Genomic DNA, 11,060 nt, shown 5'->3' with positions numbered 1-11,060 from the left:
CAGAATTGGTATACCTTTACATTCTGTATGAGATTTCGTTAAATGGAACAGTAAGATATTACTCTATTAAAATATGTATGAATTACCAAAGTTAGACTACTCCTATGAATCGTTAGAGCCGTACTTCTCAAGACAAGTAATGGAATTACACCATTCCAAACATCACCAGGCATATGTAGATGGTGCCAACTCTGCTCTAAAAAAGATCGAGTCATTGAGAAGTTCCGAAGATCGCTCATCATACAAAGCTGTTTTACGAGATCTTAGTTTCAATGTTTCAGGACACCAACTTCATTCAATATTCTGGAAAAATCTTTCACCAAGTTCAGATCGACCAGCCCAAGAAGAGGTAGAAAAATTGATCCAACCTACCTACCCTTCTCTGAAGATATTTATGAGTGAGTTCACCTCTATAGCTACTTCTGTAGAGGGCTCTGGGTGGGCTATCCTTTCAAAAATTGACGGAAACCTTGTGATCTATCAGGCCGAAAAACAGAATCTCAATCACCCTCCGACAGGAACACCTATTCTGGTGCTGGATATGTGGGAGCACTCATACTATCTTGATTATCAGAACAGAAGAGCAGATTACATTGAAGCATTTTGGAATATCGTTAATTGGAGTGACGTTGCGCTAAGATTGAAAAGTACCTGATCAAACTGAAAGATCTGTGATCGTATAATAACAACGGTATTGGTGAACCTAGTTATCCCATGAAAAATATTTCACTGTCAATCCGTAGACCAATATCCCCCAGATGATAAGTGCAATGATGGCATTGGTTTGAGAGAAGATAGATTCTCCGTCAAATGCCACAGATCGTAGAGCTTCATTGAGATAGGTGAGAGGAAGTATCTTACTAATAGGCTGGAGCCAGTCTGGAAAGAGTGTTATTGGGAAGAAAGTCCCAGCTAATAGGAATTGTGGTAATGTGACAATATTTGCTATAGGAGATACAGAATTCTGATCCTTTGCGATACTAGATATCACAAGCCCAAATCCTAGGAACACAAATAACGCAAACGTTGAAAGAACCATGATCTCAAAGAATGTAGAGAGACCATTTACCAAGGTAAAGCCGAAAATGAACTTTCCAGCTAAGATCAGAACTGTTGCCTGAAGTAGACCGAACACAAGTTTGCTCAAAGCTAATCCTAGCACTATCGATCGTTTTCTCATCGGAGTTGCAAAGAATCGCTTTAAAACTAGTGTTTCTTTTAGTGATACTATCAAGAACGAAGTGCCGAAAACTCCAGAACTCAACAAAGCAAACGACAACTGTCCTGGTAATATGAAGTCTATCTGCTTAAACTCACGACCCTGTATTTCTTTATAATTCAATGATAAGGGTGGTGATTCTACTCCTGAAATAGCAAGATTCAATTTATCTATTATGCCTGTCACAACCGATTTGATTATCGCACCCTCTTCAATATCCACAGCACTCGTACTTAGGGTTATGTTGTATGAAGGGATCTGATTTACTGTCGTATTTTCAATATATAAGGATCCCTCTAATTCTCCTCTTTCTAGCTTCTTTGTAATTTCTTCGTTAGAAAGAGTATCGTCTAGTTCGAATGATTTAACCTCTGAAATTGCCTGATACAGGGGATTATTTGTATCGGAACCGTCCTGTACCGCGATATTATATGTCGCACTACCCTGACCTAATGATCCAAATACAAATATAAATATCATAGGGAAAAGTAATCCAAAAAAGACTGTCTCACCCCGACGGAAAGTGGCTCTAAGATCTATCATTGTTATAGCGAGTATTTGTCGTATAGTTTTCATGAGGTCAATCTCTCAATTTAGTACCTGTCAGATCGAGGAAAACATCCTCTAAACTTGCTTGTTTTGTGACTTTCTCCTTCTTAAAGCCTCGAGATAGTAGCTCGTTGATCAAACCGTCGGGAGAATTGATAGCTGAGATCTGACCATTATTCATGATCGCTACTCTATCACAGAGGTACTCGGCCTCATCCATGTAGTGCGTAGTTAATACGACTGTAGTACCACTTTTGCGGATATCTAGGATCAGATCCCACAGATTCCTTCGAGCTTGTGGATCAAGTCCTGTGGTTGGTTCATCCAGAAAAATGATCTCTGGTTGATTTATCAGTGTAGTAGCGATAGAGAATCTTTGTCGCTGACCTCCAGAGAGATCTTTTACCTTTGAATCTTTCTTATCAAGAAGGTCTACTTTTTTTAATAGTTCTTCTGCATCTGCTGTTGTATCGTATAGTTCTGCGAAAAGTCTGATTATCTCCCATACTTTCGTGTTTGGATAAAAACCCGCTTGTTGCAACTGTACACCTATCCTTTCTTTAATGTACTGCGGATCCTTATTCACTGATTTACCTAATACTTCAATATCTCCTGATGTTTCATCTCTCAGAGTTTCAATTATCTCTAGTGTAGTAGTCTTACCTGCTCCATTTGGACCTAAAAGTCCAAAGATCTCCCCTCTATAGACATCAAATGAGATGCCATTAACGGCGATAAAATCTCCATATTTCTTGAACAGATTCTTAACTGTAATTACCTTTTCCTTACTCATACCTTTGCATTTAATGAATAAACTACATTCTTGTTGCTCAGATCTGGCCACTTCATTTTCTTCCAATCACTTACTGAGGCGGTCTTTATGATACTACACTCAGTAAATAATTCAACTGAGATAGAAAGGTCTGTAGCTTCATCAAGAACGCTAATTAGATCTCTCCAGAGATGTTTGTTCCTATAAGGAGTTTCAATAAATGTTTGGGTATAACCGTTTTTCTTTGATATTCGTTCGTAGAGTCTTATTGTATCTTGACGTGAGCTTTGCTCTTTTGGAAGATATCCGTGAAAAGTGAAGGATTGACCGTTTAAACCTGAACACGCAATTGCAGCAGTGACAGAGGATGAAAAGAGGAGTGGCTTTATAATGTAGTTTTTTCGATGTGATTCTCTGATCAGCGCTGTTCCTGGGTCAGCGATACCTGGAGCACCCGCATCAGGCATTAGAACAGACTTCTTATCATTCATCGCAATGAGTAGTTCTTTCATATCCTCAGGTCGGGAATGCTCATTCAGCTCGATCCTGTTAACATTTCTTATATCTTTTTTAGGATAGAGAAGTCTTAGATGGGTACGTGCGATCTTCTCTGTCTCGATTATGTGTATATCAAAATCTAGCTTTCCGATACTGCTATAGGTGTCAGAAAGAACAGTGTCGATATCTCCCATTGGTGTTGGAAGTAGATAAAGTGTCGTCAATCTAATATGTCCTTTCAAAGTTAGAATCTATCTGTTCTAAGGTACTTTTCCATATAATTGGTCGTCCATGTGGGCAGCTATACGGGTTCGTGCATTTGAATAATTGCGCTAATATTGAGAGGATCTCTTCTTTATGAAGGGATTGATCAGTACGTATACTATTATGACACGCAACTGTAGCAATGATAGAATCTGATCTCTCTCTTACGGTTATATCATCAATATCATCCGATAATTGTTCATCAATTAGCTCATTGACCAATCCCTTTAGGTCTGTTGTTGCTAGTTCAGCAGGAACTGCACTAATTTGTATAGAATCATCCTTTAGCTCGAATGTAAACCCCATACCCAGCAACTGTTCGGATATTCCACGAAGATATTCGATCTCACTCTTGCTCAGTTTGATCTCTTCAGGAAGCAGAAGCTCCTGCACTTCTTTAGTACTTTCTTCCAGATTAGCCTTTAACCGCTCAAAAGTGATCCTCTCTGCGGCAGCATGCTGGTCAAGTAACCATAATTCATTTTCGAATTCATACACTAAATATTTCTTAAATATTTGAAAAACATTTACAGGTTGTTCGTGCAGTGCTCCTGAAACATGATCCATCTCAACCATAGCGGTATTTTGATGGGATATGTGAACGTCTGTTGGATTACCAAACAATGATGACCGATCAGTTCCATTAACGCCATTTAATGATCCAGATGTGAATGATGCTTGATACTCTTGATGTTCTAAACCATCTGAACTGATAGTAGAACGATCGGGTGTTTCAGTATCACGGAATCTTACAAGGGCTGCGTCTTGAGCATCCATTACATTGTCGATATATCGAGAAGTTCCTAATTCACGCTCATATGCTTTGTTGACAGCGTTTTCGATAGCAGAATATACTCTATACGGATTTAGGAAACGCACCTCTTCCTTTCGTGGATGGACATTTACATCTACAGAACTTGGTGATATGTCAATATTGATCACAAAAGGAACTTTTTCGCTTCTTGGTATAAATGAACCGCACCCTTGAATTATAGATCTTATCACCCCTCTATCCGTTACAGGTCTACCATTCACAAATATGTATGTATGGGTTGTTCTTGATACATGGTACTTGGGGTGTGCGATAAATCCAGAAATGTTAATTCCGGCACCATCATAGAATAACTCGATCATTTCTTGGGAGAAATCACTTTGTAATACATCATCTATCCTCTTATCTGAAAATCTACCCTCTGATTCAGAGGGATGTAGGTCATAAATCAGCTTATCTTCATTAAATAGCTTGAAACGTATAGATGGATTGATTAGAAAATACTGCATTAATATAGCTAAAATATATTTGTATTCGGTTTGAGCTTTTCTCAGGAATTTTGACCTTGCAGGAATATTTTTAAAAAGATCTCGTACACGGATAGTAGTCCCTACCTCTCTAGGATTCGGTTTAATCTCTGTTACACTTCCATTAGAGATATGGGCTATATACCCATGCTTCTCATCTTGAACCTTACTGATCACCTCAATCTGGCTAACGGATGCAATAGTTGATAATGCTTCCCCACGGAAACCCAGCGTTAGCAATGTATTTAGATCTTCAAAATCCCGGATCTTACTAGTAGCATGGGGAATAAAGGCATTAGAGATCTGATCCTCGGGAATACCAATCCCATCATCGATAACTTCGATCAGTTTCTGTCCTCCATCTTTGATCGAGATCTGTATGCTCGTCGATCCGGCATCGATACTGTTATCAACCAACTCCTTAACCACAGAAGCTGGTCGTTCTACTACCTCTCCTGCAGCTATTTTATTTATGATCTCCTGTGGTAATTGAATAATTTCTCGATTCATATGTATGTGATTTTACCACATAAGTTGTGCTATTTACGGATGAAAAGCTGAACGATAACTGGTAGAATCACAATGTGATAGATAGGGCTTCAAAAAAGCTAAAACTCGTAAGTAACTATACACCTAGCGATGATCAACGTATCGCAATTGATTCGATCTCAACAAATATTGAGAGTGGTATCGAAAAGCAGGTACTCCTTGGGGTTACGGGTTCTGGCAAGACATATGTTATGGCAAATATCATTGAGAAGCTAGATCGACCTACCCTAATTCTTTCTCATAATAAAACTTTAGCAGCCCAATTATATGAGGAGTTTAAGGAGTTCTTCCCTGAAAACGCTGTTAGATATTTTGTGTCTTACTACGATTACTATCAACCAGAGGCATATATTCCTGGGAAAGATATGTATATAGAGAAAGAGGCTGATATCAACAAAGAGATCGAAAGATTTAGACTATCATCCATGAACGCTATACGCACACGAAATGATGTGATCATCGTTGCTTCAGTTTCTTGTATCTATAATATTGGTAGTCCAGATGATTATGAGAAGCGTGCATTTGAGTTAAGGGTTGGTGACACCATTAGGATCTCAGAACTCTCGCGAGAATTGGTGTTCATGCAATACCAAAGGGATCTTACTGACCTTGTACCAGGATCGTTTCGCATAAATGGCGATGTTATTGATATATTTGTTCCCTATAATGATTTTCCGTATCGTCTGATCTTGTGGGGTGAAGAACTTGAGGAGATCCACATGATAGATCCCCTTACCAAACAAAAGTTAAGATCTGTGTCTGAGGTGGAGATCTTTCCTGCAAAGAACTTCATTTTTGATAAGGACATCATCCAGAAAGCTACAGATCAGATGGAAATTGATCTCAAGGATAGACTTGATTACTTCAGGAGATTTGGCAGGGAGTTGGAAGCACAGAGACTTGAACAGCGAACGATCTATGATATCGAAATGCTACGTGAGGTCGGCTACTGCAAAGGGATGGAGAATTATTCTGCATACTTCGAGGGGAGACCTCCTGGTTCTCCTCCATACTCACTACTAGATTATTTCCCCTCAAATTACCTAATGTTCATTGACGAATCTCATATCACTATCCCTCAGGTTGGAGGGATGTACAATGGCGATCGTATCAGAAAACAAACACTCATAGATTATGGATTCCGACTACATTCTGCTTTAGACAATCGTCCCCTAAATTTCGAAGAATTTAGAGCAAAGCAAGGATACACCACCTATGTTTCCGCAACACCAAATGAATGGGAGATGAATGATAGTCAGAAAAAAGTAACCGAACTTCTTACACGTCCCACAGGACTACTAGATCCGATTGTTGAGATCAGACCAACAGAGGATCAGATAGATGACGTTATCGATGAGGTTCGAAAAACTCTATCTAAAAAGCAGAGAGTTCTTATCACCACACTAACTAAGCGAATGGCAGAGGATCTATCTACATTTCTCAAGGATCATGGGGTCAAAGTTCATTATTTACATTCTGATCAAGATACAGTTGAAAGAGTAGAAGTTCTTAGAGATCTGAGACTTGGTGTATATGACGTTGTAGTAGGGATAAATCTACTCCGAGAAGGTTTGGATCTTCCTGAGGTATCACTTGTGATAATCCTAGATGCAGACAAGGAAGGATTTCTAAGAAGTAAAACCAGTTTGGTACAAACGATCGGACGAGCTTCAAGGCATGTAGAAGGTAGAGTTATTATGTATGCAAGTAAACAGACAGATAGTATGAAATACGCCATCAGCGAGACGGCTAGGAGGCGGGATTATCAGGCGGAGTACAATACTAAGCATGGGATCGAACCAACTACTATCATAAAGGAGATCAGGGAAAAGCTAGTTGACAAGCCAGAAACAACCAATAATTACACAGAATGGGTTGAGAAGAATCATCCTCCGGAGAAAGATATTAGAAGATTGATCAAAGATCTTGAAGAAAAGATGCTTGTTGCTGCGGGTAACCTACAGTTTGAAAAGGCAGCTGAACTACGAGACCAGATAGACGATCTAAAGGAACTGATCTAACGGTTGTGCTTTTGAAGCGGTTTTTGGTATGAATACAATAGATTACTCGAAAATATCAGAAATTTGATACCGCAATTTGTTACGACGCTTAAGTTCTTTTAATTTAAATTAAATTTAGTATCAGACACATGAATGAGGCTCAAAAATATCTCGTAGATAAAGCAAGAAATGAATCGAAGTTAGATCAAGACCTGATCATACTCACCGTTGTCGCAAGCCTACTCGCGGTTTTTGGGATCAAGATGAATAATGATTTCATCATTATCGGTTCAATGCTTGTCTCACCCCTATTTGATCCTTTGATATCAACTATTGTGTATATCACTTCTAAAGACCTTGTAGGGTTTAGGAAAGCGTTTAGATCACTTTTTATTGCGATATCGATATCTTTTTTGGTTAGTTTTGGATTTTGGACATTTTTGAGGATTGCTGGACAGCTGAAGGATTATGTGATCATTAAACCAGATCCAAATATTTTTGACGTGCTAGGAGTTGCCATACTGATGGGAATCGTTGGTGCGCTTCTTTGGTTATGGCACAGGACCTCTAATACAAGTGCAGGAGTAGCTATAGCTATATCTCTGGTTCCGCCGATAGCATATTTTACTGCTGGAATGACAACAGATAATTATACTCTCGCATTGCAGTACATAATTATCTTTGTATTAAATCTTCTTGGTATATTTATTGGTTCTTCTTTAACCCTTTTTCTTTATACTCGTAGGAAGTGAGGAATGGAGGGACATAATTGTGGCATTGGAATATTCGGATTTGTAGTGTCTTATATCATAAGATCGTACAGAACAATAAATCATAGATGATTAAAAAATTCATTTTTCCAGAAGTAATTCCTTGATTATATCGACAGTTTTTCCCCAATCAAGATATCTATGAATTTCATCGATACTAACCCATCTAACCTCATCAATATCTCCATTATCTGGGTCTTCCACAAACTTTCTTTCCTTTTTCACAACAGCTTTATATCTTAACTGCGCAGAATGATATTCCCATCTACCAGACGGTTTCTTAACATATGTCAATTGATAATACAACGGCTCTACAGTTGACAGGTCAATATCACAATTTGTTTCTTCTCTCACTTCTCGCACAATCGTATCGATGTGTGATTCTCCTCTCTCAACTCCCCCTCCCGGTAATATCCATATACCTTGAGTATTATGTACTAGCATAATTTTATCCTTATCTTTACTTAACATGAGGGTATATACTTGTCTGATATTTTTTATCTTCTTAAAATTTGATGATGTGATTACATCGAAAAGATACTCTTTATCCTTAAACTTCCAAACAATTGAATGATATGACCAGATCGAATCCCTATATTTTCTGAAGAAGCTTGTGATCAGTTTATACGCTTCTGAATATTGAGCTTTATCCAACATCGAGTGATTCGCTCCAGGAATTTTATGTAGTTCTTTTTTTTCATGAACTGTTGCTAAATTTGAGAAGATCTCTGACGAGTTACTTATCGGAATAGTACTGTCATTTTCTCCATGTACAATACACACAGGGGCAGTAATGTTACGGAGTACATCTAGTGGGATATTAATATCTTCAATACTAGCTATATTCTTATATTCTTTTGAGCTGATAGGTCCTAAATTTCCACGCTCTGAGAAAAAAACAGCTGGTGAAAGTAAACCTATTAGGCCATACTCTCTGTTGAGACAAAATGCTTTGACTGCTCCGAAACTCTTAGCTAGTATGCTGAGATTTTGAGTATTGTATCCTTCATGTTCGAGTAGTTCGATCACCTCTTTCATATCTTTGAGTTCGTCATTAAGTGAGTACTCATCTATTGTTCTACCTTCCTCATGCCCACGAAAATTGAATCGTACAAATGTGAATCTTTCGTTTATAAGCATTTCTGATAGTCCATCAAATCTGTCAGATAGTGAATTCCCACTGGTACCAGCGATAAACAAGATTACAGGATATGATCTATCGTACGTTTCAACACATACTGTGATGTTTGTACCTTCAACATTGACTTTGTAGATCTCTTTCATATTGTTCATCAGAGGTTTCGCCAAATATTTTAGGTATTACTATTTTCTTTGATATAACCTTGAACCTGTGTACTGATTAACATTTTCATCTCCATTCGTTAACAAGTATACGTATACCAAGGGTAACATTCAACTGGACTACTTATTTTAATCGGAAATTATTCCTATCTAAATCATAATTAAATGCTTATTTATCAAGGGCTTAAAGCTATGTGTGAGTATAAAAGTGCTGAAAAGCATTTATATTTGCGTAACAGATATTTTTAAAATGGAATTTTATTCTATTTTCATTTAAGGGGAGTTGGCATTGCTCGAACCTATGTTATAGATGGTCAACCATTATGCTTGTACAGGACACCCTGGTTTCGGGATCGCCGCGACGCTTCGCCTTGTGGGATCCACGAGTGTCTGCCAATCGCTACGCTCTTGGGACACTTGCGGGACAGGGACTCCCCGCCATCCTTCGGATGTGCGGGACTGGCTCACCTTGCTCGAGCTTCGCTCGAGGGTTTTCGTTCTATGTATGCAAGTTGCTTATCATGTCCATAGGACATGATATCAACTTGCGGGACAGGGACTCGAACCCCGATTCTCGGCTTCAAAGGCCGGTGTCCTACCATTAGACGATCCCGCAATGTTAAGTGGTATTTTTAATAAAAATCAGAAACACTCCACAAAGACGATGATATTCTATAATATGTTCTTATATCATGCAATTATTCAAATTAGAAAAAAAACAACAAAGAAAAGGTGATGATCGAGACCGAAGTGTTATGTTTTCCAAAAAACAGTCAAATGGAAGCTATAAAACTAGACGTCGATCGATCCTAACTAGGTCAAATAAAACGAGGGGTAAGAAAAAGATCTATAGAGGAGGTATATTTCGTCAATATTTTAGAAGCATACTGAAAATTTTCTTATACCTATCGTTGGTTCTAGGATTATTAGTTTCTTCATACACTGCTATCAACTGGGTAATTAGTTTGCGAGCATCAAAAGGGGTAGTCGAACAGGATCTTACGTCAGTTATAGGTTTTGACTCAGTACCTGTATTCCCGACTAGTGAATATGTATTCTCGAATAGTTCTGATGAGGCCATAGTAGAAACGTTTGTTTCATCTGGCCGATCGATCTATAGGATACCTCTAGGTACAGATATACAATCAGTATACGATTATTACAAGATTGAATTACCAGAACGAGGATGGAACCACATCAAATTTGTTCCCAGAACACAAAAGGATGAGATGTATGGAGATTATTGGGAAAATCCAAGTAAAGATCTCGGTTTGAGGATATATGAAAGGGTTAACGATATCTGGTATGAGCGATTATCAATATCAGATGCTAAACAAGGGCTAAGTCGTCTTGCAAAACAGGAGATAGAAAGAGAATTGGTTCTGGCATCATCTGAAGGTACAGATTTATTGCCAGATTTTCCTTGGACTTTGAAAGTTCCTGTAGAGTATGTGACATCATACTATGCCACTGATGAGGGAGAATTACAGGCATTGAAAATATCTTCGATCACAGATAGTCGTGAGTATATCCTTGAACCGATAGCCCCTTTGGAAAATAGTTATCCTGACAAGGCACTAGAGCTGTTTGTCGACATCCTAAATAGTAGAAGTGAGAATGGTGGGAAGTACGCCATCCTCAACAGTGTATATAATGAGAACGGAGAGTTGGAGGCAACAGTTGTAAACGGTGGAAAGATTTCTTCCATAGCAATACTCGCAAATGAGCGTTCTTCCTACTATTATGGACTTTATTATGATAGTGAGAACGATACTTTCTTTGATTTCCTTAGGAATAATCTAAGGCAGAAAGATAATAGCATAGGAGCTCTGGAATGA

The 11,060-nt window shown here is 38.4% G+C and carries 9 protein-coding genes and 1 tRNA gene; 4 read left to right on the top strand and 6 right to left on the bottom strand.

Features of this window, described 5'->3' with window-relative positions; genetic code table 11:
- Window positions 1–73 precede the first annotated feature (73 nt).
- Complete coding sequence (locus tag H6763_00905) at window positions 74–655, top strand: superoxide dismutase (GenBank protein ID MCB9803367.1); 582 nt, start codon at window positions 74–76, stop codon at window positions 653–655.
- Window positions 656–703: 48 nt separating this feature from the next.
- Here the strand turns inward: H6763_00905 and H6763_00900 are convergent, their stop codons facing one another.
- The 4 genes from H6763_00900 to mutL are packed head-to-tail and all read right to left on the bottom strand — an operon-like array spanning window position 704 to window position 5,111.
- Entirely contained in the window at window positions 704–1,795 is a 1,092-nt protein-coding gene (locus H6763_00900; protein ID MCB9803366.1) for an ABC transporter permease, read from the bottom strand.
- Window positions 1,796–1,799: 4 nt separating this feature from the next.
- On the bottom strand, window positions 1,800–2,561 hold the full coding sequence (locus tag H6763_00895) for an ABC transporter ATP-binding protein (GenBank protein MCB9803365.1): 762 nt from the start codon (window positions 2,559–2,561) through the stop codon (window positions 1,800–1,802).
- Entirely contained in the window at window positions 2,558–3,262 is a 705-nt protein-coding gene (locus tag H6763_00890) for an SAM-dependent methyltransferase (GenBank protein ID MCB9803364.1), read from the bottom strand. The genes H6763_00895 and H6763_00890 overlap by 4 nt, the downstream gene beginning before the upstream one ends.
- Window position 3,263: 1 nt before the next feature.
- Entirely contained in the window at window positions 3,264–5,111 is a 1,848-nt protein-coding gene (mutL, locus tag H6763_00885) for a DNA mismatch repair endonuclease MutL (protein ID MCB9803363.1), read from the bottom strand.
- 77 nt (window positions 5,112–5,188) lie between these two features.
- Here mutL and uvrB point away from each other — a divergent pair, with 77 nt between their 5' ends.
- On the top strand, window positions 5,189–7,171 hold the full coding sequence (gene uvrB / locus H6763_00880; protein ID MCB9803362.1) for an excinuclease ABC subunit UvrB: 1,983 nt from the start codon (window positions 5,189–5,191) through the stop codon (window positions 7,169–7,171).
- 128 nt (window positions 7,172–7,299) lie between these two features.
- The gene (locus H6763_00875; GenBank protein MCB9803361.1) at window positions 7,300–7,902 is read left to right on the top strand and encodes a DUF389 domain-containing protein; all 603 of its coding nucleotides are present in this window, start codon (window positions 7,300–7,302) and stop codon (window positions 7,900–7,902) included.
- A gap of 99 nt (window positions 7,903–8,001) precedes the next feature.
- On the opposite strand, the gene H6763_00870 is transcribed toward H6763_00875, so the two are convergent.
- Both H6763_00870 and H6763_00865 read right to left on the bottom strand, forming a co-directional pair.
- On the bottom strand, window positions 8,002–9,213 hold the full coding sequence (locus H6763_00870; protein ID MCB9803360.1) for an NUDIX domain-containing protein: 1,212 nt from the start codon (window positions 9,211–9,213) through the stop codon (window positions 8,002–8,004).
- Between the two features lie 554 nt (window positions 9,214–9,767).
- A tRNA-Gln gene (locus H6763_00865) sits at window positions 9,768–9,838 on the bottom strand.
- A 76-nt stretch (window positions 9,839–9,914) separates the two neighbouring features.
- Between H6763_00865 and H6763_00860 the strand changes: the two genes are divergently transcribed.
- The gene (locus H6763_00860) at window positions 9,915–11,060 is read left to right on the top strand and encodes a hypothetical protein (protein MCB9803359.1); all 1,146 of its coding nucleotides are present in this window, start codon (window positions 9,915–9,917) and stop codon (window positions 11,058–11,060) included.

The sequence above is a fragment of the Candidatus Nomurabacteria bacterium genome (assembly GCA_020632395.1).
Taxonomy (GTDB): domain Bacteria; phylum Patescibacteriota; class Dojkabacteria; order SC72; family JAHDCA01; genus JACKFQ01.
Note: the sequence above shows the minus strand (reverse complement) of the source record. Positions and strands in the feature narration are given on the sequence as shown.